Here is a 25,922-nt window from a genome sequence, read left to right on the forward strand (position 1 = left end):
GGAGAATGATATGCACAACGCAAGAAACATCCCGCCAACAGGCATTCGGTTCCCTGATGCACTGAAGGAAATCCTGAAGAAAGCAGCAAAAGAAGAGGGGCGCTCGGTAAACAGTGAGGTGATTAAACGTATAGAAAGGAGCTTGAAAGAAGATGGATTTATTAAGGCATAGAAACGACGAAGCCCCAACTGCAGCAACAGTCAGGGCTTCAAATTTGTCAGTAACTACCAAGGAACTAACAATGAATAGTTTAGCAATTGCAGATCGTACAATCAACGTGCCTTTCTATGGAAATTCTCTTTTCGTGGTAGAGCACAACGGTGAGGCTTATACCCCAATGCGCCCAATTATTGATGGCATGGGATTAACCTATCAAGGTCAGGTCGATAAGCTGAAATCACGGTTTGCTAAAGGGGTCATGGAAATCATGATCCCTACGAAAGGGGGTAAACAAACCATGCTTTGCCTTGCGTTACGCAAACTGAATGGCTGGCTCCAAACCATCAGCCCTAACAAAGTACGGCCAGGAATTCGCGATAACGTCATTCGCTATCAGGAGGAGTGCGACGATGTGCTTTACGAATACTGGACTAAAGGCGAGGTCAAAAACCCACGCAAGGCGAAAAAGGCATTACCAGGTAAAATCACTCCCGAGCAGCAGGAGGCGATCAAACAACTGGTAATGACCCGTGGTAAAGCACTGCCGAAAGATTGTCAGGCCAAGGCAATGATCACTATGTGGTCATCACTGAAATCCCACTTTGGTTGCAGTTACAAAGAAATCAGTGACGACCAGTTTACCGAAGCGCTCTCTATTGCGGCGCGCGTACCGATTGAAGGCGAGTTTCTTGGAAAGCAAGAGGCGATCCCTACACCGAATCTTGACGTTAACCTGCCCCTCCAGTGGTGGATCGACAATAATCCAGTGGTACGCAGCGGCAACCTGTCATTCGGAAAGTCAATGTGTGCACCTGCCCTGGACGTCACTATGCCTATGCTCTGTGGCGACAATTCAACATCGCCAGCCATTCGCTTGATCAATATCCTTGAGGAGGCCGGATTTGACGTGTCGGCACCTAAGGCTGAAATTGTAGGCATGCGCAGTCACCTGGCAAATGTTGAATATGGTATGAAAGCTATTTCTGATGCTTGCCGTCGGGCAGGAAATAAAACTATCTCCTTCCGCGGCGCTAAAGCAGAATTCGTAATTAACTAAAAATCGTTAACCAAACCCGCTTCGGCGGGTTTTTTATTGCCCGAATCCCGGAGGATAAATGGCACTTCAACTTTTAGCTGCTAACAATGCCCAGAGCGTTCTGGCGGCGGGCATAAGCGCCTCAGCAACATCATTGACACTTAATACCGGAACGGGGGCTCTTTTCCCTTCTCCGGTATCCGGCACAAGCTTTTTTAAGTTGACGTTGATTGATGCTGCAACAGGACAGCTCAATGAAATTGTTCACGTAACAGCAAAGTCAGGTGATGTGCTTACGATAGTTCGCGGCCAGGAGGGCACATCCGCTCGGGCATGGTCTGCTAACGACATTGCCGCCAATATGCTTACCGCAGGAACAATCCAGTTGTTGGCTCAACTGGAGAGCCCATCATTTACAGGTACGCCAGCTGGACCTACACCTGCCCCTGGCACAAACACAACGCAACTTGCAACAACTGCCTTTGTAAGGGCTGCTATTACAGCACTAAGCCTTGGAACGGCATCGGCAAGAAACGTGGGGAATGGAGGTTTCGGTACTCCGAGCCCTCAAATACCAGACATGTCTTTTTTCCCAAATTCATATGGTAGTGGAACTGGTTGGTTCAAGCTCCCCGGTGGGGATATACTTCAATTCGGCTCAACGAATCTTTCTGGTGGGGTATCGGGAACTAGAATAAACCTGCCAATTCCATTCCCTAGCTCTGGCTACTCTATCTCCTTGACATATCGAAATGGAAGTCAGGTAACGACTAACGTACCCATTCTGATGGGTGACTTTGTTGGTAACTCGGCAGTAAATGTATACACAAACCTTACAATCGGCACTTATGGTATTTTTTGGGTAGCGATGGGGAGTTGATATGTCTAATTATGTTTGGTCAACAATGCATTTAGCTTTTTTCCCAAAGGTTATGCTTAATGATTATGAAAATGCTGGATGGGATCTCTCGGATATCACAGAAATTGATGATCTGGTATTTCAGACATTCACATCAGCACCACCAGAAGGTAAGCAACTAGGTGTCGTTAATGGAATGCCAGCATGGGTTGAGAAGCCATTGCCACCCAACTCTGAGCTAAGAAAGGCAGCACTGACCTCCCTTAGTAAGATATATCAAGATGATATATTTAATTTAAATATGGCATGGGTTGCCGCCGGTGTTAATGACGGAGTCAATGAAATAGCTAAAAAAGATGTAGTTCTGGCTCAGATTAATAACCGCAAAACACAATATGCAATTGATAGGGCAGCAATTATCGCCCAATATCCTGATTGACGGAGAGCAACATGTCAGATAAAGACACGACACAATCAAACGAAGACCAGGCCTCTACAGATTCTTCTGCAGTAAGATTCTGCCCCATCTGCGGGACGCAAATGTATCAAGGGATGCGCTATGGATTCCTGTGCTGGATTTGCCCAGAGTGTGACTTTGATGAACCTGTGTAACTGTTAACTTGTTATGGTAGCCACAGATATTATGGTTGCCATTATTCATCAAAAAGAAGGGGCATTCAGCCCCTTTTTTATAGTTTTATTTTCCTGCCTAAATTGATGAATGGTCTTTCTATCATCGCGTAACACAAAGATGAAATCACACAAACCACGCCAAACCCACCAAGTAAATAAACTAACTTAAAATCTGCAGGCTCATTTATTATATTGTTCGTATGCATCCAGGTGAAAAGCGTGTACAGTATAACACTGTGCAAAACATAAATGCTAAAGCTGGCATTTCCAAGCCTTACGAAACCATTAAATGATAGTACACCAAATAAATTGGCTCCTTTGCAGATTGCAAATAGCATGCAAAAATACCATGGAAGCATAGTGGTCGAGTATAGCTCTGGTTGATAAGTGAAGATCCCAACTAAACTGACCAATAGAATAATCTCGCATGTTATCTTGTTTAGCCTAATCTTACCAATCAGTTCATAACACAACATCCCAGCAACAAATAATATGCATATTCCTGCTTTGATATTGTTAAGTGCAGGTATGAATCCAATTAAGTAAACAAATATAAACATCAGAGCCAGAACAAAAGCTGTTCCATTTTTTCTGAAAAGATATAGTAACGGCAGAGAAAAATAGAATCCCCATTCCCATTGCAGCGTCCAAAAGACACCAAGAAAAATCCAAGAGTCCTTGAAGTAGTTCATTGGTGGATAATTATAGAATAAACCCATATCCATCCATCTAAATACGTCCTTTGCATGTAGGTAATTTGATGGGGTTGGGTAGTTTGTTAAATACAATATTATGACTATAGAAATCAGTGCGGTGAATATTGTAGCTGGGGCTATCCTAAATAATCGATCTTTGTATAGGTTGACCCAGTCAACGTCTTCCTTTTTAGAAATTTTTCCCCAGAATAAAAATGCAGTTATCATAAAGAATATCGATACCGCAAACTGAGCTATGTAGCTTATGTCGTTGTATATTGTTTCCCACTTTCCGGTAGTGATATACCTTACGAAATAGTCAGAATGAAAAATAGCAACAAATGAAGCAAGAAAATATCTCAACCCATCCATGCCAGTGTTTCTCTTGGCGTGTACTTCATCATCAAGATATTTGAATATAGGCAAAGAAAAAACAACGCCTATAATTATGGTTATGCCGAAAATGTATAAATATTGGTGCTCAACCATTAGACTGCCCTGTGAAATCATAAAGATACATTATAGCTTTGCTATTGACAATTAGTCCATAAAGCTGGTTTTTGTAAATTACCGTTCTGAAAGAACCTAGTGTATAGAGCACACGCTATCAAGATTCGGGAGCAACCCCCCACTGCGGAGTGGACGATGGATTGTTGGGGTAAATGCTCAGACAAGCGTAGCATTCAGCATAGCTAGGGATTTTGAGGATTAAATTTGCAGCATTTATATTCACTTAAGCCTTTTCTCACTAGTTGCTCTTGATCGACACCACCGATCGATAATACTGTATACATATACAGTAACTATCGGAGGTGCATTATGGGGTTCCCGAGTCCTGCAGCAGACTACGTTGAAGAGCGCATATCGCTCGACAAGCGCCTTATCGCGCATCCGGCAGCCACGTACATGATGATTTCTGGCGCGACATATCTGCGCGCCGGGATCATGAAGGGCGCTATGCTTATTGTCGACTCGTCGCTGACGCCGAAAGACGGTTCTCTTCTGGTGTGCACACTTGATGGCGAGTTCAGGATAATGCGCTACAGGACGCATCCTCAGCCTTATCTGGAAAACCCTGAAAATGGAAGGAGGGAGACATTACCCTCGAAGGATGAGGTATCGGATACGTCGCGGCCGGTGTTTGGTGTGATCACCTACAGCATCAACGATGCACGTTCTGGCGAGTTTGATGATTGTCCGGTGATCTGATGGGGAAAAGGCATAGCTATGCCCTCAGGCATGGCTGTGCATTCTCTGTGTCACAGATGTGTCATACATGGATGCCACATAACGAAACGCTGAAGCATACAACGACACGTAATGACACAAATCCGGCGCGAGCGCGGAAAAACTAATGACATTACAGTGCGTTACATAGTACTCTACGTTCTTCTAAGCCGTAGGTCGTAGGTTCGAATCCTACAGGGCGTGCCATTTGATCCCCGTAATCCCCCAGACTCCATCGCCATACTTGAACTGAAACATATCCCTGCTTAACTCAATGGTGATTAATCCTGTGATGAGGACTCAGCCATGGCATATGTCGACAAAGCGCTTCGGTTTAATCCTGCCTCTCCTGTCTTTCAGGAGAATCTTCACGACGTCTATCACCATATGCGAAACCATCAGCCGGTGACGCGAATCGGGAAAACATGGGTGCTTACCCGCTATCAGGACGTGTATCAGGCAATGAAAGAGCGTGCATTCGTCTCTTCAGGTATCCCTGAAGACGTGCATGCTGTACTGGAAAAAGAGTGTTTTAACCTTCCGCCCCGGCTGCGGGATCTTCTCTACGGCATTGTCCTTTTTGAGGAGGGAAGTGTTCATCGCGCTCACCGTCAGGCTCTGCAAGCTCTGTTTACCGGCGAATCCTGGAGGGCATTAACCCATCTCATCTCACACGAATCACATTCAGTGGTAGCCGCTTTACCCACAGCTCGCCCGTTTGACGGAGTTCGGCAGATTGCAGCGCCGCTATGGGGGAAGCTTTTCACCGTATGGCTTAACCTGCCGCAGGCGCAACAGGAGGTGGTGGAGCAAGAGAAAAGTGCCATCAGGCTATTGCTGGATCCCAGCGCCATTGACCGTGAGGGGCTTCAGAGGCTGATAAAAGCGCTCTCCCGTCTGGATGATAGCTTTCTCCAGCTCGCACAGGCGCACAGAGAAGGTTACGATTCGCTGTTTTATCGCAGCCTGCTGAAAGGATATGGCGGAGATGGGAATGCGCTTTATGAGCGGTTTAGCACGGACTGCATCACGATGCTTATTGGCGGCAGTGAAACCAGCGAAGCGCTAACCGGAAATCTGCTCTATATGCTGGCATTGCATCCGGAATTGCAGGATGGGGTCAGAAATAACACGCTGCGGATGAAAGAGATAGTAAGCGAAACGATGCGCTTTGAATCCCCGCTTCAGATGGGTAGGCGGAATGTTGCGGCTCCTGTGCATTTTCTGGGGCGTGAACTGAAGGCTGGCGATAACGTGTTACTGTGCCTTGGCTCCGCTAACCGGGATGAACGCGTTTTTGAAGAGGCGTCGCGCTTTATTCCGGGCAGAAAGAATGCACAGCGACAGCTAGGGTTTGGAGCAGGTGTGCACCAGTGCATCGGGCAGTTGCTGGCGCAGTTTCAGGCTGAAAATCTGGCGACGGCCCTGAGCAAGCGAGGGATTACCGCTTTGGACGGTGAGGCGAAATGGTCGAATCGAAGTCTGATCCTGAGAACGCTGGAGACACTTCCGCTTAAGATCGACTAATGCGATAACAGGACAATGACATGAAGGGAGTCATTTTTTTCTAATGCCCTGTGGTCGAATTTTTATTCTTTTCTTTTCGGTTAAATAACGGCTTAATAAATAGAGTGCTAATTATCTTTTATTAGGGCAGTCCTTAAGGATTTCTTAATCTTTATTTTTCTCCATTCTTAAATCTGGATTTTTATCACTTTAAACACCTCTATAATGAAATTTTACACTTTTACGCTAAAACTGGATTGATACTAATTATCATTAGCGTTTTTGTATGCTTTAATCCTGTCCCACAAAGCTATGCGTTGTTAATCACGTTGGTCAATTAAGGATATGTTCATGAATTCTCGTCTGCTGTCATGTTTCTCCCTTGCCTTGTTGTCTTCATCACTTTTACTTTCTACACAATCAGTTGCGGCCGATAACAACGAGGGTATCGTTGTCTACAACGCGCAGCACGAAAACCTGGTTAAGTCGTGGGTTGACGGTTTTACTAAAGAAACCGGTATTAAAGTGACTCTGCGTAACGGTGATGACAGCGAGCTGGGTAACCAGCTGGTTCAGGAAGGCAGCGCATCGCCAGCAGACGTATTCCTGACGGAAAACTCGCCGTCCATGGTTCTGGTGGATAATGCCAACCTGTTCGCGCCGCTGAATGCAGATACCCTGAAGCAGGTACCAGCAGAATATCGTCCGGCGCACGGTCGCTGGATCGGGATTGCTGCCCGCAGCACGGTGTTCGTGTATAACCCGGAAAAACTGACCGAACAGCAGCTGCCAAAATCGCTGATGGATCTGGCGAAACCTGAGTGGAAAGGCCGTTGGGCGGCATCACCGTCAGGCGCAGATTTCCAGGCCATCGTGAGCGCAATGCTGGCCCTGAAAGGCGAGAAGGCGACTCTGGAATGGCTTAAAGCGATGAAAACCAATTTTGTTGCCTACAAAGGTAACAGCACCGTCATGAAGGCCGTCAATGCCGGTCAGATTGATGGCGGCGTGATTTATCACTACTACCGTTTTGTCGACCAGTCCAAAACGGGTGAAAACAGCAAAAACACCCAGCTCTACTACTTCAAACACCAGGATCCGGGCGCGTTTGTGAGCCTCTCCGGCGGTGGTGTACTGGCATCCAGCAAACACAAAGAGCAAGCACAGGCGTTCATCAAATACATCACGGGTAAAGAAGGCCAGGAAAGCCTGCGTACCAACAATGCCTTTGAATATGCTGTGGGTGTAAATGCTGCCTCTAACCCGAAACTTGTTCCGCTGAAAGATCTCGATGCGCCGAAAGTTGAACCTTCAACGCTCAACAGTAAAAAAGTTATCGAGCTGATGACACAAGCCGGTCTGCTGTGATCCTGAGAGTAAAGTGAACGTCTTATGTCTGGTCTAAGTCTCGACATCGGCAAAAACAGAGTGCAGGAGCCTGCTCGCAGGCGTCCTGCACTGCCGATGGTTGCGTTAGCTGTCCTGTTTTCATTAATGGCGCTTCTGCCTTTAGGTTTTATCATTGCCATTGGCATTGAGACGGGCTGGGAGACGATTAAGGCGCTGGTGTTCCGCCCGCGTGTTGCTGAGTTGCTCAGCAACACGCTGTGGCTGACGGCGTTAGCGGTTCCGCTTTGTATTGTGACAGGCGTAGCAATCGCCTGGCTCACAGAGCGCACGCAGCTTGCCGGACGAGGGATCTGGTCTGCGCTGGCGGTGGCTCCGCTGGCTATCCCCGCGTTTGTACAAAGTTATGCGTGGGTAAGTGTTGTCCCGTCGATGCATGGACTTTCTGCAGGCGTGTTCCTCTCCGTGCTTGCCTACTATCCCTTTATCTATATGCCGGTAGCGGCGGTGCTGCGCCGCCTTGACCCGACGCTGGAAGATGTGGCCGCTTCGCTCGGCACGCCGCCGTGGCGGGTCTTTTTCCGCGTGGTGCTGCCACAACTCAAGCTGGCTATCTGCGGCGGCGCGCTGCTGGTGGCGCTGCACCTGCTGGCGGAATATGGCCTGTACGTGATGATCCGTTTTGATACCTTCACCACGGCGATTTATGACCAGTTTCAGTCTACCTTCAGCGGTCCTGCCGCAAACATGCTGGCGGGTGTACTGGCCCTGTGCTGTCTGGCTATCTTAGTGCTGGAAGGCGTGACGCGCGGAAAAGCACGCTACGCGCGCATTGGTGCTGGTGCCGCACGTGAACAGAAGCGCTGGCCGCTGAAACCCGCTGCGGCTGCGCTGGGTCAGCTGTTTTTCATCGTGCTGATTGTTCTGGCACTGGGCGTGCCATTAATTGTTCTGTGTCGCTGGATTTGGCTCGGCGGTGTGCAAAACTGGATGAGCGCCGATCTCTGGCACTCACTGCGCCAGACGCTGATGCTTGGTGTGGGTGGTGCTCTGTTGACGACAGCGTGTGTGATCCCCATCGCCTGGCTCGGAATTCGCTACCCCCACCGCGTTTTTCGTATGCTGGAAGGCTGCATCTACATCACCAGTTCGCTGCCGGGGATTGTCACCGCGCTTGCGCTGGTCACTGTCACCATTCATTACGCCCGTCCCATTTACCAGACGGAAATTACCCTGTTCCTTGCCTATCTGCTGATGTTTATGCCCCGCGCGCTCATTAACCTGCGTGCCGGGATAGCACAGGCACCGGTGGAACTGGAAAACGTGGCGCGCAGTCTTGGCAGTACGCCGGCGAAGGCACTATGGAGCGTCACGATGCGGCTGGCTGCGCCAGGTGCGGCAGCGGGGGCGGCACTTGTTTTCCTCGGTGTCAGCAACGAGCTGACTGCGACTCTGCTGCTCTCTCCGCTGGGCACGCGCACGCTCTCCACCGGGTTCTGGGCGCTGACCAGTGAAATTGACTATGTGGCCGCAGCGCCTTACGCAATGCTGATGATCCTGATTTCACTCCCGCTGACCGCCATTCTCTATATGCAGTCGAAAAAAATTGCAGGGCTTTGACATGCTTGAATTAACCTCCATTTCTAAAACATTCTCTGATGTGCAGGTGCTCGACAGCTTAAACCTGAGCGTTGCCCCCGGGAGCCGGACGGCAATTGTCGGGCCATCCGGGTCAGGTAAAACCACGCTGCTGCGAATTCTTGCCGGGTTTGAAACACCGGACACCGGGCGTATTGTCATGCAGGGGCGAACGCTGTTCGATGAGAACAGTTTTGTCCCCGCCCACCTGCGCGGGATCGGTTTTGTTCCTCAGGAGGGCGCATTGTTCCCGCATCTTAATGTGGCAGATAACATTGCCTGGGGGCTGGACGGTACCCGTCATGAGAAGCGTCAGCGTATTGAAGCGCTGATGGATATGGTTTCGCTGGACAGGCAGCTTGCGACACACTGGCCGCATGAGATTTCCGGTGGGCAGCAGCAGCGTGTGGCGCTGGCCCGTGCGCTGGCCCAACGTCCTTCATTGATGCTGCTGGATGAACCTTTCTCGGCTCTGGATACGGGCCTGCGCGCGATGACGCGCAAAGCAACGGCCGATCTGCTGGCCGAAGCGGGCGTTGCCTCCATTCTGGTCACCCACGATCAGAACGAAGCGTTGTCGTTTGCCACCCAGGTTGCCGTCATGCGTGCCGGACGTTTTACCCAGGTTGGTACGCCTTATGAAGTCTACACGCAGCCTGTTGACGAAGAAACGGCGCTGTTTCTTGGAGATGCGGTGATCCTGCCAGCTCAGCTCAATGCCGGGAGTGCCCTGTGCGCGCTGGGTGAGGTGCCGACGGACAACGCGCATGCGACAGGAGAGGGCAGGGTAATGATGCGCCCCGAACAGCTGCGCGTAACGGCATGTGCAGCGCATGAAAGCCCGATCTCGATTCTTGATGTGGATTTCACCGGTCAGCTGTCGACGCTCACCCTGGGATTAGCCGGGCAACAGCAGCCTGTGATTCTGAAGACGGTAAGCCAGCCTGGGTGGAACCCTGGGACGTCGGTACGCATTGATATTGCTGGCACGGCGCGTGTTTTTGAATATTCTTAATAGTCGTTAGTAATTTCATGCAACGGGTTGTTATAAAAGAATTTTCCAGGACGTATGGCATTTCCTGAGATTCTCTACCATGCTCATAAAACCTCACCATAATGTGTGAGGTTTTTCGTAGTTGCTGATTAATCTCAAGGAAAAAGGTTATGAAAAAGACAACAGCTATTTTGTTGGGAACTGCGTTACTGTTTACGACCAATGCGTTTGCTGCCCAACTGCTGACAAAAAATGAGTTCAAGAAAGTTGCGTCTCAGTATCAAAAAATCGGTACGGTAAGCACCTCGAATGAAGTATCGGTGGATGACGCAAAAAAAGAGCTGATTGAAAAAGCGGATAAGAAAGGCGCGGATGTGCTGGTGCTCACTTCAGGTAACACCAACAATAAAATTCACGGTACGGCGAATATTTACAAGAAAAAATAATGACACCACAGCCACTCCGGTATCGGGGTGGCTGCCCGAGGTGCCACCCAATCCCTTGCTACCTCCAGCATGAAGTGTTAAAACGTGCCCCTTCTAAAAAAGAGACAGGGGTAGGACGTGAAAGACGCGTCATCCGCTTCAGGCAACGGTAGTACTGAAGCTTCGTCGGAACAGAATCCGACGCTGCAACGTGGTTTGCAAAATCGACATATTCAGTTAATTGCCCTCGGCGGCGCAATTGGTACCGGGTTGTTTCTCGGTATCGGTCCTGCGATTCAGATGGCTGGCCCGGCGGTTCTGCTGGGCTACGGTATCGCCGGGGTTATCGCCTTCCTGATCATGCGCCAGCTCGGTGAGATGGTCGTTGAAGAGCCGGTTTCAGGCTCCTTCGCACACTTTGCTTATAAATACTGGGGCCCGTTTGCAGGCTTCCTGTCCGGCTGGAACTACTGGGTGATGTTCGTGCTGGTGGGGATGGCTGAGCTGACGGCGGCTGGCATCTATATGCAGTACTGGCTGCCGGACGTTCCGACGTGGATTTGGGCGGCGGCCTTCTTCATTATCATTAACGCCGTTAACCTCGTGAATGTGCGCCTGTATGGTGAAACCGAGTTCTGGTTCGCGCTGATTAAAGTGCTGGCGATTATCGGTATGATCGGCTTTGGCCTCTGGCTGCTGTTCTCAGGTCACGGTGGCGAGCGTGCCACTATCGACAACCTGTGGCAACACGGCGGTTTCCTGGCAACGGGCTGGAAGGGGCTTATTCTCTCTCTTGCCGTGATTATGTTCTCCTTTGGCGGCCTGGAGTTGATTGGCATCACCGCTGCTGAAGCGCGCGATCCGCATAAAAGCATTCCTAAAGCGGTCAACCAGGTGGTGTACCGTATTCTGCTGTTCTATATCGGTTCGCTGGTGGTGCTGCTTGCGCTCTACCCGTGGGTTGAGGTGAAGTCTGACAGCAGTCCATTTGTGATGATTTTCCACGATTTGAACAGCAACGTGGTGGCCTCTGCGCTGAACTTCGTCATTCTGGTTGCATCACTCTCGGTCTATAACAGCGGTGTCTACTCCAACAGTCGCATGCTGTTTGGCCTCTCTGTGCAGGGCAACGCGCCGAGGTTTCTAACCCGCGTCAGCCGTCGTGGCGTGCCGGTGAATTCGCTGTTGCTTTCTGGCGCTATCACGTCGCTGGTGGTGTTGATTAACTATCTGTTACCGAAAGAGGCCTTTGGCCTGCTGATGGCGCTGGTGGTTGCCACGTTGCTCCTGAACTGGATCATGATCTGCCTGGCGCACCTGCGTTTTCGCGCGGCGATGCGCCGCAAGGGGCGTGAAACACAGTTTAAGGCGCTGCTCTATCCGGCAGGTAACTATCTCTGTATCGCTTTCCTGGGGCTGATTCTGGTGCTGATGTGCACGATGGATGAGATGCGCCTGTCGGCGATGCTGCTGCCAGTGTGGGTGATTTTCCTGTTTGCGGCGTTTAAGCTTTCCCGCAAGAAATAGTGCAGTTTTCGCCCGGTAGCGTTGCGCTTACCGGGCTTAAATGCTTATTTCGCGATAACACCTGCCAGAGATCGAATGTCGTTTCCGGTGGGGGACTGGTGAATACGCAGCCCAAATTCATCCACCACCGCGAAAATATGGTCGAAGATGTCGGCCTGAATCTCCTCATATTCTGCCCAGATCACCGTGTTGGTGAAGGCATATATTTCAATCGGCAGACCATTCGCGTCAGGCGCTAACTGGCGCACCATCAGCGTCATATCTTTGCGAATACGCGGGTGATTGCGCAGATATTCATTCAGGTAGGCGCGGAAGGTGCCAATATTGGTCATCTTACGCAGGTTTAATACCGACTCCCCTTCACCGTTCTCCTGATTCCACAGGTTTATTTCCTCGTGCCGCGCGGCCATATAGGGCTTAAGCAGCTTCGCCTGAATCAGGTGCTGCTGTTCCTGCTCGTTGAGAAAATGAATGCTGGTGGTATCAATATTCAGACTGCGCTTAATACGTCGCCCGCCTGAAGCCGACATTCCGCTCCAGTTGATAAAGGCATCGGACACCAGCGCCCATGTTGGGATCGTTGTGATGGTGTTATCGAAGTTTCTTACTTTCACGGTGGTCAGGCCAATATCCGTCACCGTGCCGTTCGCGCCGAATTTAGGCATTTCCAGCCAGTCGCCCAGCTTGAGCATATCGTTGGCGGACAGCTGTATTCCGGCGACCAGCCCCAGAATCGGATCTTTAAATACCAGCATGAGGACTGCGGCCATCGCACCCAGCCCGCTAATCAGAATGGCGGGGGATTGTCCAATCAGCAGGGAGATAATTAAGATGCCAACCAGAATCGCACTCACCAGCTTGATTCCCTGGAATATCCCCTTTAGCGGCAGCTGTGACGCGGTGGCCATTTTCTGCGACAGATTGAAAATCACATCCAGCAGGGAGAAGAAGGAGAGAAGCGCATAGACCATTACCCACAGCTTCGCGCAGGTGGTGAGTATTTCAGCCGCTTCGCTGCCTTTTTGCAGCCACAAAACCGCCTGAACGTTAACGATTATCCCCTGAAGGGTAAAGGCCAGACGGTGAAATAACTTATTCTGGGTAATGATCTGTAACCACAAATGGCTACTGGCCTGCGCGCGTTTCTCAAAAACACGCAGTACCCCTTTGTGCAGAATAAAATGAACGATAAGGGCAGTAAGAAAAATAATACCAAAGATAATCACTAAAGAAGTGGTGTGATTAATTTCAATGCCTAACTCTTCAACCTGAGCAATTAATTCCTGCATAACGTCTCCTGTATTGATGCAGCCCCATAATGGCGGCTGCAAACCTGTTATGCAAATCTGCCTGGCTTATTTAGTGACGTGGCAGGTCTTCACCACGGGCAGACACAGACGATGACGCATACGTAATGTCGCCAGCGCAAGGATAAGCATCAAACCTGTTTCGACGGCCAGGAAGAGGTTTATCGCCTGAGTATAATCCCCGTGATGATTCCTCAGCCCGTGCAGCAAAATTGCGCCGAAAATGGCCGGACCAAGACCGAGTGCCGCCTGCTGAAGCGTACTCAGGATCGCACTCGCGGCACCGGCATCATCAGGCTGGATGTCGCGCATCCCGATGCGGTAGAAGCTGTTGACGATCAGCGCCTGTCCATAGCCAACCAGGCCGGTCGCCGGAACCAGGGTCAGCGTTGTGTTGTTCATGCCCCAGAGGCGGAATGTGGCGATCAACGCCAGCAGGCCGATAATCTGGATCGCCAGCCCGGTCAGCAGGATCGTGCTGGTGCTGTAGCGGGCGATCATACGCGGGGCAAACCATGCTGAAATAAAGTAGGTCACACCCAGGGCGATAAAACTGTTCCCCGATTGCCACGGCGCCATCCCGAGACCGGTTTGCATGGTCAGCGCCATACAGAACATAAACCCGGACCAGACGCTGAAAAAGAGCATCGCAATCAGCACGCCAAAGCGAATGCTGCGAAGCTGTATCAGACGCGGTGGGATCAGCGGATGGGCATCCTCACGCTCTTTTTTACGGGCATTCAATACCATCAGATATCCCAGCGGGATAATCGCAATCAGCGCGGCCTTCAGCGGCCATGACCAGTGCCACTGCGGGCCGAGGGCCATCGGGAACAGCAGACAGCAGAGGATCACTGCCAGCAGGACGGTGCCCGCCCAGTCAATGCGCGACGGCGTTTCGCGACGGGTTTCCGGCACATAGCGACGGCTCAACGCCAGAACCACCAGACAGATTGGCACGTTGATAAAGAACGCGTTACGCCAGCCCAGCCCGGCGATATCCGCCGATACCAGCCAGCCGCCACCCATCTGCCCGACGATAAACGCGATCCCGCCGATCCCGCCAAAGAGGCTTATCGCTTTGGCGTGGGCCGTACCTTTTAAGGTGATATGCAGCGTGGCGAGTATTTGCGGCATGATCAACGCCGCGCCAGCACCCTGCACAATGCGCGCGGCAAGCAGTTGTTCAATATTCCCCGAAATCCCGCACAGCAGCGAGGCCAGGCCAAAGATTGCCACTCCCCACATAAACAGACGACGACGGCCAAGGTTGTCCCCCAGCTTGCTGCCGAGCGCGAGACAGACGGCGAAGGCCACGCCGTATAGGGCGACAATCAGCTCCAGCTCGGTGGCGGTGGCATGCAGAGAATGGGTGATGGCGTCCAGCGCCACGTTGGTGATTGAGGTATCAATCATGGGCAGCATCTGGCCGGTTAACAGCAATATCAGGCCTGCGCGACCCGGTGAAACAACTGACGTATTCATGGTAACTCCATTGCGTCATTCATCAGATGGTCGTAGCATCAACTATCTGATAAACGGGTACCAGTTCTTGCTTATACTGGTACTGGCACTACCATGCAGGGGGATTTATGGCGCTGATGTCTGAACCTGTCGTCTCACTTCAGGATGACACCCGAAAACAGCTGGGGGCATTTCTGCGTGCCCGTCGCGAAAGCCTTGATCCGCAGCGTCTCGGCCTTCCGCGCAGTGGTCGTCGACGCACGCCAGGGTTGCGCCGGGAAGAGGTCGCTCTGTTGGCTGACGTGGGTGTGACCTGGTACACCTGGCTTGAGCAGGGCCGGGATGTTAATCCTTCCAGCGCGGTCATGGCCGCCGTCGCAAAAGCACTGCAATGTACCCCGACTGAAGCACGGCACCTGTTTGTGTTGGCCGGATTACCGCCGGGTGAAGCACCGCAGGCGACCTGCTGCGAGGGGATCAGCGAAGGTACGCGCCGCCTGCTGGATACGCTGATGCCAAAACCGGCCAGTATTCAGAAACCGAATTTCGACATCGTGGCGTGGAACGACAGCTTTGGTCATCTGATGGGGGTCGATTTCAATGCTATCCCACCGGAAGATCGCAACTGTATTTATCTGTTCCTCACGCATCCTGCGTGGCGTGCTCGTCTTGGCCGGCGCGACGATGTGCTGCCGATATTTGTCTCCTATTTCCGGGCGGCGATGGCCGAGCACCGGGGTGACCCGCTCTGGGAAGCTAAACTGGCACGCTTCTTCGCGGTATCTGACGAGTTTAAAACCCTGTGGCACCAGCGCAACGACGTGCGCGGCGTGGAAAACCAGCTCAAGCTATTCACCCATCCTGAACTTGGGGAGTTTACCCTGCAACAAATGTACTGGTACTCTGCTCCTCGCAACGGTTCGCGACTGCTGGTTTATCTGCCAGTGGATGACGCGGGGGAGAAAGCAATGGAATGGCTGGCGGAGCAGGCAAAATGAACGTTACCCGAAAACAGGAGCGGCTTTTACGTCGCGCACTCGATGAGTGGCAACAGGACGGCGTATTAACCCCCGAGGAACATCAACGGCTAACCGGGACCCTGAAACGCGTCACCATGGACTGGCAGCGCCTCAGCCGCTACGCCTTCTGGACGGCACTCGCCTGCGTGATCATCGCCATTGGCAGCCTGTTCTCCGACAGTGAGTTGATGGCGCGTATTATCGAATTCTTCGCTTTCTCTTCTTTCGCCCGCATCGGGTTACCGGCGGTGATTGCGGTGCTGTTTTATCTGTGGGGATTCAGCCGACAGCGGCGGGAAACCCAGTGGCACTACAGTACTGAGGCGATCCTGTTCCTCGGGGTCTTCTTTACCGCCATCGCGCTCTGGCAGCTTGGTGAACGGCTCGATAACGGCAGCGGCCACGTGGCGCCGTTGTTCCTGGCAGGCTGTGTGATTTACGGACTGGTGGGCTTTTTTGGTCGCTCGGGGCTGGTGTGGCTGTTTTTCCTGCTCTCACTTGGCAACTGGTTTGGTGCTGAGACGGGCTATGTATCCGGCTGGGGCGCGTACTGGCTGGGGATGAACTACCCGGTACGGTTTATCTTCTTTGGCGGCGGGCTGCTGGCGTTGTGCTGGGTTCTGCGGGCGTTATTGCAGGCGCGACAGCTCTACACGACCAGCAAAGCGATGGGGTTAACGTACCTGTTTGTTGCCCTGTGGATCATGTCGATATTTGGCAATTACGATATTGATAACTGGTACAGCGTGACGCAGGCATCGCTTCTGCCGTGGGCGCTGCTGTTTGCGGTGGCTGCGGTAATCTGTATTTATATCAGCCTGAAAACCGACGACGGTATGCTACGCGGCTTTGGCCTGACGTTTCTTGCCATCAACCTTTATACCCGCTATTTCGAGTACTTCTGGGACGGCATGAATAAGGTGGTGTTCTTCCTGATTCTGGCGGCGTCGCTGGCGGTGATAGGGCGGTATGCGGAGAGAATTTGGCATGCTGGCGGCCGGTAAAACGTAACGGGCCGCACTGAGCGGCCCGTTTTGTTTAGCACTCGGTCACAACCGTGCTCAGCGGCAGGCGAGATTTCGGCAGCGTGGCATTGAAATCTTCCACGCTGTGGTGGCCAACAGGCACCACCACCAGGCTGGTAAAGCCTTTCTCTTTCAGACCAAATTCTTCGTCGAGGATCGCGGCGTCGAAACCTTCAATCGGTACCGCATCCAGACCCATCGCCCCCACACCCAGCAGGAAGTTACCGACGTTCAGATAAACCTGTTTCGCCATCCACTGGTCGTCATCTTTCAGATCCACGCGGTGCATGTCAGCAAAATAGGTGCGGCCTTTGTGGTTCGCGGCTTTCGCTTCTGGTGTCGCAAAGCGGCCATCAGCTTCTTCCTGATCCACGACGCGTTCCAGCCAGGCATCATCCATCGCCGTTTTCGCGCAGAACACTACCACGTGAGAAGCATCCAGCATTTTGCGTTCGTTGAAGACATAGGTGCCCGCAGCAGACTTCGCCACGCGTGCTTTACCTTCCTCGGTGCTGGCAACAATAAAGTGCCACGGCTGGGAGTTGGTGCTGGACGGGCTGTACTGCAGCAGGGTTTTGATTTTTTCCGCTTCTTCAGCGGTCAGTTTTTTGCTTGCGTCGAACGCCTTGGTGGAGTGGCGTTTCAGGGCGACAGAAATGATATCCATAACAACTCCTGGTGATGAAATTCGCCCGTGTGCGGGCGCGAAAGGTGAGCAGATTACAGCGCGACGCGGAAAAAGATAAGTGCAATTCGAGCGCTTAATCTGTTCGTCTCAGACGAACAATCAAGCCGGACGGATCCACTTCTGGTCTTTTTTCGGTAGCTTATCCACCACCAGATGCCAGGAATCATTGATGAGGTCGGTAACCAGTTCCGGTGTCACATCGTCAGTGCCGTAAAGGGAAATCCAGTGCTTTTTACTCAGATGGTAGCCCGGCTCTATCCCGCGATAGATCTGCTGATTAAGCAGGGATTTCTCCGGGTCTGATTTCAGGCTAACGTGCGGGCGCCTGTGGGCAACCGCCACAATCATGAAAATTTTTCCGCCTACTTTAAACACGTCAAACCCCGGCCCAAACGGCCAGCAGTGTTCGGTGAACGGCAGCTCCAGCGCCACGCGTTTTGCGTGCTCCTGCAATGCCTTACTCTCCATCGCTCTCCTCCTGGGCAAGCCCGCGCCACATCACCTCAAAGCCGAGCGCTTTAAAATCAACGGCGCGGGAAGGATCGCGGGTGGCAAATTCCATCGTCGCTTCGGCCAGCGATAAAAACAGCGCATCGCCGAACGTTTTAAATTCATCAGACATAAATACATGACGCACCGAGCGGCGGCAGAGTTCATGCAGCTCGGGGAACATCTCTTTCACAGCCTGCTCAGTTTCAGCGTTGATCTTTTCACTCACGCCAAGCTGGCGAATCGCGGCGTGAGCGAGAGGGTTTTTGATCCCCCAGTCAACGTAGCTGTTCCAGATGTTTCGCGTGTGCTCTTTTGGCGTGGTAAGGCTGCGATCCAGGTTGGACAGCATTGCCTGACAGAGATCCTGCTTCAGGTGCAAATAGAGGGCATTCAGCAGATCGTCTTTGGTAGCAAAGTAGCGAAACAGAGTCCCTTCGGCGACGCCCGCGTTTCGGGCGATGAGTGCCGTTGAGGCGGCAATACCTGACTGTGCAAACGCCACCGTTGCGGCTTCCAGCAAGGCCTGTTTTTTATCTTCACTCTTCGGACGTGCCACTAAATTTTTCCCCCTGTCAATTATAAAAACCCTGATTGAAACACGTGCTTTGACACGCTGCAACGCGGAATGTCAAAGATCGAAAACGTCTTGACGACTTTATCATCACATCTATAATGTGTGCTTACTCACTCATAATCAAGTTTACCCCGCGCAAACCATCGGATGGGGCGCGTTTTCGGGTCAGGATATGAAAAAGCCTCAATTCATCTGCGTGGTGTTTGTCATGATTATTGCTTCAGCTGCAAGTTTACCGTTTGTCCTGAATGCCGGATTTGGCCAGTCCCCGCAGGGGGCTCAGCTCACGGAAGTCGAGGCTTCCCCACAGCATCGTGACGGGAAATTCCACAATACGTTGCCGACACCGGGTTATAACGGTGACAAGAATATGCTGGTGGCGATGTGGGAGTTTCTGACCCAAAAAACGGAAAACGCACGCCCGGCTCAGCCGCTGCCGATGGTGAAAACCGATCTTGCGAGCCTGCCGCTGGAGCAGGACACCCTGGTGTGGCTTGGTCACTCTTCCTGGTATCTCCAGCTGGCGGGCAAACGCATTCTGATCGATCCGGTGCTGGGTAACTATGCCGCGCCGTTCTCGTTCCTGAATAAAGCCTTCGTCGGCGAGTATCCATGGCGCGCTGAGAGCATGCCGGAAATCGACCTGCTGATTATCTCGCACGATCACTACGATCATCTTGATTACGCCACCATCAGGGCATTACTGCCGAAGGTGAAGCGTGTGGTGACACCGCTGGGTGTCGGATCTCACCTGCGTTACTGGGGGATGAAACCAGAGATTATCGACGAGCGAGACTGGAACCAGTCGGTGCACATCAGTGATGAATTGACGGTGCATGTACTGCCGGCGCGTCACTTCTCCGGACGCGGTATCAAACGCGATCAAACCTTGTGGGGCAGTTTTATGTTCGTTACGCCAGAGCAGAAGGTTTACTACAGCGGTGACTCCGGGTACGGCCCGCACTTCAGGGCTATCGGCGAACAGTTTGGCGAGGTGGATTTAGCCATTATGGAAAACGGCCAGTACGACCAGGACTGGAAGTACATCCACATGCTGCCGGATGAAACGGCGCAGGCTTCAGCCGATCTTAATGCAAAAGCCGTCGTGCCCGGGCATAACGGGCGCTTCGTACTGGCGAAGCACACATGGAACGACCCGCTGATCCAGCTGGCAAAAGCCAGCAAGGACAAAAACTATCGGCTGCTGACACCGGAGTTGGGTGAGCCTGTTCGGGTGAGCGATACCACGCAAACATTTCGCGAGTGGTGGGAATAATGTTTAAGCGAGAAGCTGAAGGGGAGAGCAGTATGACCATTTCCGCTCAAGTCATTGATACCATCGTCGAGTGGATCGACGACAACCTGCATCAGCCATTACGTATTGACGAGATTGCTCGCCACGCGGGTTACTCGAAATGGCACCTGCAGAGACTCTTTATGCAGTACAAAGGGGAGAGTCTGGGACGTTATATCCGTGAACGCAAGCTGCTGCTGGCGGCGCGCGATTTGCGCGAATCAGACGAGCGCGTCTATGAAATCTGCCTGCGCTACGGGTATGACTCGCAGCAGACGTTTACGCGCATCTTTACCCGCACGTTCAACCAGCCGCCCGGAGCATACCGCAAAGAGAATCATAGCCAGGCGCATTGAACATATCGAAATTCAGGCCGGGTAAGGCGTAGCCATTACCCGGCTTTTTTATGGCTTACGACGCCAGCGAAAACCAGCGACGCCAGACGAAACGCAACACGAAGAATTCGATAACCCCAAGCAGTAAAAACCACAGGCAGAACAAAATGGTGTAAAGCTGGTTAAGATCGACCATATGGAAGGTGGTAACCAGTTTCTCCGCCAGCACCAGCCCAGGCGAGGGCGCAGGAAGCAGCAGGCACGAAAGCAGGGCCAGCAATAAAATGCCTCCTGCTGTGAGCAGCGATTCTAACGGGTGTTTCATCTTAATGTTAATCGTCAGTTAAAAATGTCATTGTCCGGCATCCCGGAACGTAAAGCAATATAAACCCGCCTACTCGATTTCAAGAAAATAATCGCCGTAATCTGTGTGTCAATCACAGGAATAAAATATTACCCGGCAGATAATTAAATTAATATCGCGTTATGTCAATAAATGTCTGCGTTACGAAAATAATTTTACAAATGTATAGGTGCTAAAACCAATTAACGTGGCAATAACAATGGCTGCGATAATATATAACGCCAGGCGGCGCCCGCGATAAATACCAAACATGGATCCTCCTCGTTTAGATTTGGTTTAGAAACATTTTGTAAAAATTAGCTCATCGAAATAGTTTTAAGCAGTTTTGAATAACCGAGACGCAATTATATTGCGGTAGATCAATTTTACCCGCAAGACTTTAAAATGAATTTATTTAAGCCAGAAAGGAATTCAGGCTTCTCTTCACCGGATATTGAAGGAAAAATACGATGACTGAAAAAAAATTGTCCCCAAACGTGCCGCCTTCCGGCGGGCTGGCATATCAGCAGACCGTCGAGCAGGTGCTTACCCACACGCAGAGCCAGGCCAGCGGTCTGGACCGTGCAGAGGCGCAGGCGCGTCTGCAAAAATCTGGTCCGAACGCGCTGCCGGAGAAAAAAGGTAAACCCGCCTGGCTGCGTTTTTTGGCCCATTTTAATGATGTGCTGATTTATGTCCTGCTGGCCGCCGCCGTATTAACGGCAGTGATGGGCCACTGGGTCGATACGCTGGTTATTTTGGGTGTCGCAGTCATTAATGCGTTAATTGGTCATGTTCAGGAAAGTAATGCGGAAAAATCCCTGAAGAGTATTCGTAATATGCTCTCCAGCGAGGCGCGCGTTATTCGCAACGGCAATCATGAAACTATACGGACAACTGAAATAGTCCCGGGCGATATTATCGTATTACGTGCGGGAGATCGTATTCCGGCGGATATGCGTCTCATCGAAGCGCATAATTTACGGGTAGAAGAAGCGATTTTGACCGGTGAATCCACGGTTGTGGATAAACACATTTATCCGCTGAACGGTGAATTACCGTTGGGCGATCGTACCAACATGGTCTTCTCCGGAACGACCGTAAGTGCGGGCGGCGGCGTTGGCGTGGTCACCGCGACCGGTAAGGATACGGAACTCGGCCACATCAACCAGATGATGGCGGGCATCGAAAAGCACCGCACGCCGCTGCTGGTACAAATGGACAAGCTGGGTAAAGCGATCTTCGTCATTATTCTGGCAATGATGGCTGCGCTGTTTGTTTTCAGCCTGGTATTTCGTGAGATCCCGATGGGCGAGTTACTGCTCTCCCTGATTAGCCTGGCGGTAGCATCCGTACCGGAAGGCCTGCCGGCGATTATCTCCATCATCCTTTCTCTGGGCGTGCAGGCGATGGCGCGTAAGCGGGCCATTATCCGCAAACTGCCGACGGTGGAAACTCTGGGAGCAATGACCGTGGTCTGCTCGGACAAAACCGGCACCCTGACCATGAACGAGATGACGGTAAAAGCCATCATCACCGCTGACAGCTGCTATCGTGTAGATGGTAACAGCTACGAGCCGGTGGGCAATATTTACCTGGAGGGGAGCGACGAGCCCATACAAATCCAGCCTGGCACCATGCTGGAGCAGTACCTGCGGACCATTGACCTGTGTAATGACAGCCAGCTGATTCAGGACGAGCGCGGTCTGTGGGGGATTACCGGCGGGCCGACCGAAGGCGCGCTAAAGGTACTGGCAGCGAAAGCTCATCTTGAGCCGGTCATGACCACGCTGGTTAACAAGATCCCGTTTGACTCGCAGTATAAGTACATGAGCACCCACTACCAGGTCGGCAGTGAGGAGCAGATTTTAATTACCGGCGCGCCAGATGTGATTTTCGCCCTGTGCGCGCAGCAGCAGAGCCGTAACGGTACACAAGATTTCGACCGCGCGTACTGGGAAACCGAGATGGAGCGCTATGCGCGCCAGGGGCTGCGTATGGTGGCAGCAGCGTTCAAACCGACGAGCGGCGAGCAGGCGTTAACCCACGATGCGCTGAAGCACGGTCTAATCTTCCTCGGTATTGCCGGGATGATGGACCCACCGCGTCCGGAAGCCATTGCGGCGATAAACGCCTGTCAGCAGGCGGGGATCCGCGTGAAGATGATCACCGGCGATCACCCGCAGACGGCAATGAGCATCGGCCAGATGTTGGGGATCAGTAACAGCGAGCAGGCCGTAACGGGTTATCAGCTGGAGAAAATGGACGACGCCGGGCTGGCTGAAGCCGCGGTGAAGTATGACATCTTCGCCCGTACCAGCCCGGAGCATAAGCTGCGCCTGGTGAAAGCGTTGCAGGACAAAGGTGAAATCGTCGGCATGACCGGTGACGGTGTTAATGATGCCCCGGCGCTGCGTCAGGCGGATGTGGGCATCGCGATGGGCATCAAAGGCACGGAAGTGACCAAAGAGGCTGCGGACATGGTCCTGACGGACGATAACTTCGCCACCATCGCCAGCGCGGTGAAAGAGGGGCGTCGCGTTTACGACAACCTGAAGAAGACCATCCTCTTCATTATGCCGACCAACCTCGCGCAGGGGTTGCTGATTGTCATTGCGCTGCTGGCAGGAAATATCATTCCGCTGACCCCGGTGCTGATTTTGTGGATGAACATGGCCACTTCCGCCACGCTCTCCTTCGGCCTGGCCTTTGAGGCCGCCGAACGCAACATCATGCGTCGTCCACCACGTAAGACCGGACAGCACGTGATGGATGCCTACGCCGTGTGGCGCGTGGCCTTCGTCGGCACCATGATTGCCATTGCGGCCTTTGCACTTGAAGCCTGGCTGGCCCCGCGCGGCCACAGCGCGGAGTTCATCCGCACCGTGCTGCTACAGATGCTGGTCTGTGCCCAGTGGGTCTACATGATTAACTGCCGCAACACGGAATCATTCTCCCTGAACAGCGGCCTGCTGGCGAACAAAGGGATCTGGCTGGTGACGGGTGTGCTGTTCCTGCTTCAGGCGGCGATTATCTACCTGCCATTTATGCAGATGCTGTTTGGTACGGAAGCCCTTCCGCTGCGCTACTGGTTTGTGACCCTGGCCGTTGCAGGCGTGATGTTCTTCGTCGTCGAAATCGAGAAGCGGCTGACCCGCAGGTTCCGTAAGTCTGCATAGCGAAAACACCTCTCCCCAGGTGGGGAGAGGATTACGGAGCGGTTGCCCATAGTTCACAATGTTTTTGCACCAGAGAAATAAGCGAGCCGCCGTCGGCAATAAAGTCCCGCATGCGTTGCGCCTCGCTCTTGCCCTGCTTTAACAGCAGGGCAATTTCCGTTATCGCACTTGTCGCGCCGAGTTTCTCGGCCGACGGTGCAACCTGCTCCAGCAGCCAGTCGATCTCTTCTGCAACAGTCTTCTGCTCGCCGGTGTAAACGTCCGTCAGAATGCCCTCTAATCCGTAACGGCATGCCTGAAAACGGTTAAAACGATACAGCAGAAAATCCCGCTCCTGATGCTTATAGGGCCGCGCGGTCAATAGCCAGTGTGACGTAGCCTGAATTAACCCGGCAATATTGATCGCGTGGCCGAGCGTCAGCGGGGTATCCATCACCCGCACCTCCACGGTGCCAAAATGTGGGCTGGGACGAATATCCCAGTGCAGATCTTTAATGCTGTCGACCATGCTGGTGGCACTCAAACGGCGGAACAGCCCTTCAAACTCCTGCCAGTTGTTAACCCACGGCATTTGGCCGTTATCCGGGAATCCGGAAAAGATATTAAGCCGCGACGAGGCAAACTTCGTGTCTGTACCCTGCATGTACGGCGATGCCGCCGCCAGGGCAATGAAGTGCGGCACAAAACGTGACAGGCCGTGCAGCAGATAAATGGCGTCATCCCCGGTCCGGCAACCGATATGCACATGCTGGCCGAACACCGTCGCCTGCAAAATCAGGTAGCCAAAGCGCTCCAGCGTGATGTTATAGCGCTCGTCGTCGCACACTTCCTGACGCTGCCATTTCTGGAACGGATGCGTTCCGCCGCCGCAAATCTGAATATGCTGATCCGCTGCCGCTCGCAGGATGCTTTGCTGAATCACAGAGAGCTGTGCTGCCGCCTGGTCGATGTTCTGACACACCCCAGTAGCGATTTCGAGCATGCTTTCGGTGATGTCGTGTTTGACTTCACCGCCTTTGATGTCGTTTTTAACGGCGGCGATAAGGGCTGAGGAGTCCTGGCTGAGATCGTATCCAGGCGGGTTCACCACCTGCAGTTCGAGTTCGATGCCAAGAGTGAAAGGTTCGGAGGAATGGAAATCGGGTAAAGGCATGGCGCACTCCGTTGTCTGTTATGTGTTGAGTATAGACAACGAGGGTGGCGCGCTCGTCTCAGGGTGGTATAACTGTTAGCAGGCTTAGCAAAAGGGGAGTGACTCATGTCTGACTATCCAACCATTGCGCTGATTGGACCCGGTGCGATTGGGACCACCATTGCCGCAGTGCTGCATGACGCTGGCCGCACGCCGTTGTTGTGCGGACGCACCGCGCACCCGGAATTGCGTTTGCGTCACGATGAGGGAGAAACGGTGGTGCCCGGTCCGGTATTAACGGATCCGAGTATCATCACGCGCCCCGTTGATCTCGTTTTTGTGGCGGTAAAAACGACGCAAAATGCCGACAGCGCCGGATGGCTGCGCGTGCTGTGTGACGAAAACACCGTGGTCTGCGCCCTGCAAAATGGCGTTGAGCAAAAAGCCCAGCTTGCGCCGTGGGTCAACGGCGCAACGGTACTGCCGTCGGTGGTCTGGTTCCCGGCGCAGCGTGAGCCGGATGCTTCAGTATGGCTGCGCGCCAAACCGCGTCTGACATTGCCGGATGTCCCGCAGGCACAACGAGTGGTCGATGCCCTGCGTGGCACACGCTGTGCGGTTGAACTGTCGGCAGATTTCTCCAGTGTGGCATGGCGCAAACTGCTGCAAAATGCGGTGGCTGGCCTGATGGTGCTGGCCAATCGTCGCGCCGGGATGTTCTCTCGCGAGGATATTAGCGAGCTGGCGCTTGCGTATTTGCGTGAAGGGCTGGCCGTCGCTCGTGCCGAGGGGGCAAACCTGGACGATGAGGTGGCACAAGAGATCCTGACAAACTTCCAGCATGCACCTGCCGATTTAGGCACATCGATCCTCGCAGATCGTCAGGCCAACCGGCCCCTGGAGTGGGATATTCGTAACGGTGTTATTCAACGTTATGGTCGCGCGCACGGTATCCCGGTTCCCATTAGCGACGTGGTAGTGCCACTGCTGGCGGCAGGGAGTGAAGGCCCGGGATAAAGGAGA

Annotated in this window: 25 protein-coding genes; 17 read left to right on the plus strand and 8 right to left on the minus strand. The window is 52.6% G+C overall.

The features are described from left to right. The first annotated feature begins 10 nt into the window (after positions 1 to 10). From ACLHV8_RS04585 to ACLHV8_RS04600, 4 genes are all read left to right on the plus strand, one after another. Complete coding sequence (locus ACLHV8_RS04585; protein WP_000551219.1) at positions 11 to 172, plus strand: Arc family DNA-binding protein; 162 nt, start codon at positions 11 to 13, stop codon at positions 170 to 172. A gap of 106 nt (positions 173 to 278) precedes the next feature. After that, the gene (locus ACLHV8_RS04590) at positions 279 to 1,217 is read left to right on the plus strand and encodes a phage antirepressor N-terminal domain-containing protein (protein ID WP_220393251.1); all 939 of its coding nucleotides are present in this window, start codon (positions 279 to 281) and stop codon (positions 1,215 to 1,217) included. A gap of 58 nt (positions 1,218 to 1,275) precedes the next feature. Beyond that, a complete protein-coding gene (locus ACLHV8_RS04595; RefSeq protein WP_410376817.1) occupies positions 1,276 to 2,076 on the plus strand; it encodes a hypothetical protein in 801 nt (266 codons plus the stop codon). Between the two features lies 1 nt (position 2,077). Further along, entirely contained in the window at positions 2,078 to 2,494 is a 417-nt protein-coding gene (locus ACLHV8_RS04600) for a tail assembly chaperone (RefSeq protein ID WP_410376818.1), read from the plus strand. Positions 2,495 to 2,744: 250 nt separating this feature from the next. On the opposite strand, the gene ACLHV8_RS04605 is transcribed toward ACLHV8_RS04600, so the two are convergent. Continuing rightward, on the minus strand, positions 2,745 to 3,872 hold the full coding sequence (locus tag ACLHV8_RS04605) for an acyltransferase family protein (RefSeq protein ID WP_410392115.1): 1,128 nt from the start codon (positions 3,870 to 3,872) through the stop codon (positions 2,745 to 2,747). Between the two features lie 330 nt (positions 3,873 to 4,202). Here ACLHV8_RS04605 and ACLHV8_RS04610 point away from each other — a divergent pair, with 330 nt between their 5' ends. From ACLHV8_RS04610 to pheP, 7 genes are all read left to right on the plus strand, one after another. Further along, entirely contained in the window at positions 4,203 to 4,592 is a 390-nt protein-coding gene (locus ACLHV8_RS04610) for a S24 family peptidase (RefSeq protein WP_410376820.1), read from the plus strand. 324 nt (positions 4,593 to 4,916) lie between these two features. Then, positions 4,917 to 6,137, plus strand: a complete 1,221-nt coding sequence (locus tag ACLHV8_RS04615; protein WP_410376821.1) for a cytochrome P450 — start codon at positions 4,917 to 4,919, stop codon at positions 6,135 to 6,137. Between the two features lie 330 nt (positions 6,138 to 6,467). After that, positions 6,468 to 7,484 carry an iron ABC transporter substrate-binding protein gene (locus ACLHV8_RS04620; RefSeq protein ID WP_028018455.1) on the plus strand — a complete coding sequence of 339 codons (1,017 nt, stop codon included), beginning with the start codon at positions 6,468 to 6,470 and terminating at the stop codon, positions 7,482 to 7,484. A 24-nt stretch (positions 7,485 to 7,508) separates the two neighbouring features. Next, positions 7,509 to 9,083: an ABC transporter permease gene (locus ACLHV8_RS04625; protein WP_028018454.1), complete on the plus strand. Its 1,575-nt coding sequence runs from the start codon at positions 7,509 to 7,511 to the stop codon at positions 9,081 to 9,083. A 1-nt stretch (position 9,084) separates the two neighbouring features. Continuing rightward, positions 9,085 to 10,116: an ABC transporter ATP-binding protein gene (locus tag ACLHV8_RS04630; protein ID WP_208595051.1), complete on the plus strand. Its 1,032-nt coding sequence runs from the start codon at positions 9,085 to 9,087 to the stop codon at positions 10,114 to 10,116. A 149-nt stretch (positions 10,117 to 10,265) separates the two neighbouring features. After that, positions 10,266 to 10,541, plus strand: coding sequence for a DUF1471 family periplasmic protein YahO (gene yahO / locus ACLHV8_RS04635; RefSeq protein WP_024906894.1), 276 nt, complete (start codon positions 10,266 to 10,268; stop codon positions 10,539 to 10,541). A gap of 117 nt (positions 10,542 to 10,658) precedes the next feature. Beyond that, positions 10,659 to 12,047, plus strand: coding sequence for a phenylalanine transporter (gene pheP / locus ACLHV8_RS04640; protein WP_134707246.1), 1,389 nt, complete (start codon positions 10,659 to 10,661; stop codon positions 12,045 to 12,047). Between the two features lie 44 nt (positions 12,048 to 12,091). On the opposite strand, the gene ACLHV8_RS04645 is transcribed toward pheP, so the two are convergent. Together ACLHV8_RS04645 and ACLHV8_RS04650 are read right to left on the minus strand one after the other, a co-directional pair. Next, complete coding sequence (locus ACLHV8_RS04645; protein WP_108090661.1) at positions 12,092 to 13,336, minus strand: mechanosensitive ion channel family protein; 1,245 nt, start codon at positions 13,334 to 13,336, stop codon at positions 12,092 to 12,094. A 66-nt stretch (positions 13,337 to 13,402) separates the two neighbouring features. Further along, the gene (locus ACLHV8_RS04650; protein WP_208595052.1) at positions 13,403 to 14,839 is read right to left on the minus strand and encodes an MFS transporter; all 1,437 of its coding nucleotides are present in this window, start codon (positions 14,837 to 14,839) and stop codon (positions 13,403 to 13,405) included. A 107-nt stretch (positions 14,840 to 14,946) separates the two neighbouring features. On the opposite strand from ACLHV8_RS04650, the gene ACLHV8_RS04655 reads away from it, so the two are divergent. Continuing rightward, on the plus strand, positions 14,947 to 15,816 hold the full coding sequence (locus ACLHV8_RS04655) for a helix-turn-helix transcriptional regulator (protein ID WP_028018448.1): 870 nt from the start codon (positions 14,947 to 14,949) through the stop codon (positions 15,814 to 15,816). After that, positions 15,813 to 16,841 (plus strand): DUF2157 domain-containing protein, encoded by a 1,029-nt coding sequence (locus ACLHV8_RS04660; protein WP_208595053.1) that lies wholly within the window; start codon positions 15,813 to 15,815, stop codon positions 16,839 to 16,841. Before ACLHV8_RS04655 ends, ACLHV8_RS04660 begins: the two co-directional genes overlap by 4 nt. A 34-nt stretch (positions 16,842 to 16,875) precedes the next feature. Here ACLHV8_RS04660 and nfsB read toward each other — a convergent pair whose 3' ends face one another. The 3 genes from nfsB to ACLHV8_RS04675 all read right to left on the minus strand — a co-directional run bounded on the left by nfsB (position 16,876) and on the right by ACLHV8_RS04675 (position 18,598). Next, on the minus strand, positions 16,876 to 17,529 hold the full coding sequence (gene nfsB, locus ACLHV8_RS04665; protein ID WP_028018446.1) for an oxygen-insensitive NAD(P)H nitroreductase: 654 nt from the start codon (positions 17,527 to 17,529) through the stop codon (positions 16,876 to 16,878). 120 nt (positions 17,530 to 17,649) lie between these two features. Further along, positions 17,650 to 18,018, minus strand: a complete 369-nt coding sequence (locus ACLHV8_RS04670; RefSeq protein ID WP_208595054.1) for an MmcQ/YjbR family DNA-binding protein — start codon at positions 18,016 to 18,018, stop codon at positions 17,650 to 17,652. Beyond that, positions 18,008 to 18,598: a TetR/AcrR family transcriptional regulator gene (locus ACLHV8_RS04675; RefSeq protein WP_028018444.1), complete on the minus strand. Its 591-nt coding sequence runs from the start codon at positions 18,596 to 18,598 to the stop codon at positions 18,008 to 18,010. The genes ACLHV8_RS04670 and ACLHV8_RS04675 overlap by 11 nt, the downstream gene beginning before the upstream one ends. A gap of 190 nt (positions 18,599 to 18,788) precedes the next feature. Here ACLHV8_RS04675 and ACLHV8_RS04680 point away from each other — a divergent pair, with 190 nt between their 5' ends. Beyond that, positions 18,789 to 19,892, plus strand: coding sequence for an MBL fold metallo-hydrolase (locus ACLHV8_RS04680; protein WP_208595055.1), 1,104 nt, complete (start codon positions 18,789 to 18,791; stop codon positions 19,890 to 19,892). A gap of 32 nt (positions 19,893 to 19,924) precedes the next feature. Next, entirely contained in the window at positions 19,925 to 20,266 is a 342-nt protein-coding gene (locus ACLHV8_RS04685) for a RamA family antibiotic efflux transcriptional regulator (RefSeq protein ID WP_049007437.1), read from the plus strand. 55 nt (positions 20,267 to 20,321) lie between these two features. Here ACLHV8_RS04685 and ACLHV8_RS04690 read toward each other — a convergent pair whose 3' ends face one another. Beyond that, positions 20,322 to 20,570, minus strand: a complete 249-nt coding sequence (locus tag ACLHV8_RS04690; protein WP_028018441.1) for a DUF1158 domain-containing protein — start codon at positions 20,568 to 20,570, stop codon at positions 20,322 to 20,324. 488 nt (positions 20,571 to 21,058) lie between these two features. On the opposite strand from ACLHV8_RS04690, the gene ACLHV8_RS04695 reads away from it, so the two are divergent. Beyond that, positions 21,059 to 23,767 (plus strand): cation-transporting P-type ATPase, encoded by a 2,709-nt coding sequence (locus tag ACLHV8_RS04695; protein ID WP_208595056.1) that lies wholly within the window; start codon positions 21,059 to 21,061, stop codon positions 23,765 to 23,767. A gap of 31 nt (positions 23,768 to 23,798) precedes the next feature. On the opposite strand, the gene ACLHV8_RS04700 is transcribed toward ACLHV8_RS04695, so the two are convergent. Then, positions 23,799 to 24,920 (minus strand): YbdK family carboxylate-amine ligase, encoded by a 1,122-nt coding sequence (locus ACLHV8_RS04700; protein ID WP_108090655.1) that lies wholly within the window; start codon positions 24,918 to 24,920, stop codon positions 23,799 to 23,801. A gap of 105 nt (positions 24,921 to 25,025) precedes the next feature. On the opposite strand from ACLHV8_RS04700, the gene ACLHV8_RS04705 reads away from it, so the two are divergent. Then, the gene (locus tag ACLHV8_RS04705; protein WP_208595057.1) at positions 25,026 to 25,916 is read left to right on the plus strand and encodes an oxidoreductase; all 891 of its coding nucleotides are present in this window, start codon (positions 25,026 to 25,028) and stop codon (positions 25,914 to 25,916) included. Positions 25,917 to 25,922: the final 6 nt, after the last annotated feature.

Source organism: Enterobacter sp. CPE_E863, from assembly GCF_046521465.1.
Lineage (GTDB): Bacteria > Pseudomonadota > Gammaproteobacteria > Enterobacterales > Enterobacteriaceae > Enterobacter > Enterobacter adelaidei.

Coding starts and splice junctions, on each gene's coding strand:
- ACLHV8_RS04685 (WP_049007437.1), top strand. CDS start 19,925: ATGACCATTTCCGCTCAAGTCATTGATACCATCGTCGAGTGGATCGAC.
- ACLHV8_RS04630 (WP_208595051.1), top strand. CDS start 9,085: ATGCTTGAATTAACCTCCATTTCTAAAACATTCTCTGATGTGCAGGTG.
- ACLHV8_RS04625 (WP_028018454.1), top strand. CDS start 7,509: ATGTCTGGTCTAAGTCTCGACATCGGCAAAAACAGAGTGCAGGAGCCT.
- ACLHV8_RS04705 (WP_208595057.1), top strand. CDS start 25,026: ATGTCTGACTATCCAACCATTGCGCTGATTGGACCCGGTGCGATTGGG.
- yahO (WP_024906894.1), top strand. CDS start 10,266: ATGAAAAAGACAACAGCTATTTTGTTGGGAACTGCGTTACTGTTTACG.
- ACLHV8_RS04650 (WP_208595052.1), bottom strand. CDS start 14,839: ATGAATACGTCAGTTGTTTCACCGGGTCGCGCAGGCCTGATATTGCTG.
- ACLHV8_RS04620 (WP_028018455.1), top strand. CDS start 6,468: ATGAATTCTCGTCTGCTGTCATGTTTCTCCCTTGCCTTGTTGTCTTCA.
- nfsB (WP_028018446.1), bottom strand. CDS start 17,529: ATGGATATCATTTCTGTCGCCCTGAAACGCCACTCCACCAAGGCGTTC.
- ACLHV8_RS04605 (WP_410392115.1), bottom strand. CDS start 3,872: ATGGTTGAGCACCAATATTTATACATTTTCGGCATAACCATAATTATA.
- ACLHV8_RS04595 (WP_410376817.1), top strand. CDS start 1,276: ATGGCACTTCAACTTTTAGCTGCTAACAATGCCCAGAGCGTTCTGGCG.
- ACLHV8_RS04655 (WP_028018448.1), top strand. CDS start 14,947: ATGGCGCTGATGTCTGAACCTGTCGTCTCACTTCAGGATGACACCCGA.
- ACLHV8_RS04680 (WP_208595055.1), top strand. CDS start 18,789: ATGAAAAAGCCTCAATTCATCTGCGTGGTGTTTGTCATGATTATTGCT.
- ACLHV8_RS04670 (WP_208595054.1), bottom strand. CDS start 18,018: ATGGAGAGTAAGGCATTGCAGGAGCACGCAAAACGCGTGGCGCTGGAG.
- ACLHV8_RS04700 (WP_108090655.1), bottom strand. CDS start 24,920: ATGCCTTTACCCGATTTCCATTCCTCCGAACCTTTCACTCTTGGCATC.
- ACLHV8_RS04615 (WP_410376821.1), top strand. CDS start 4,917: ATGGCATATGTCGACAAAGCGCTTCGGTTTAATCCTGCCTCTCCTGTC.
- ACLHV8_RS04695 (WP_208595056.1), top strand. CDS start 21,059: ATGACTGAAAAAAAATTGTCCCCAAACGTGCCGCCTTCCGGCGGGCTG.
- ACLHV8_RS04600 (WP_410376818.1), top strand. CDS start 2,078: ATGTCTAATTATGTTTGGTCAACAATGCATTTAGCTTTTTTCCCAAAG.
- ACLHV8_RS04690 (WP_028018441.1), bottom strand. CDS start 20,570: ATGAAACACCCGTTAGAATCGCTGCTCACAGCAGGAGGCATTTTATTG.
- ACLHV8_RS04660 (WP_208595053.1), top strand. CDS start 15,813: ATGAACGTTACCCGAAAACAGGAGCGGCTTTTACGTCGCGCACTCGAT.
- ACLHV8_RS04645 (WP_108090661.1), bottom strand. CDS start 13,336: ATGCAGGAATTAATTGCTCAGGTTGAAGAGTTAGGCATTGAAATTAAT.
- ACLHV8_RS04585 (WP_000551219.1), top strand. CDS start 11: ATGCACAACGCAAGAAACATCCCGCCAACAGGCATTCGGTTCCCTGAT.
- ACLHV8_RS04610 (WP_410376820.1), top strand. CDS start 4,203: ATGGGGTTCCCGAGTCCTGCAGCAGACTACGTTGAAGAGCGCATATCG.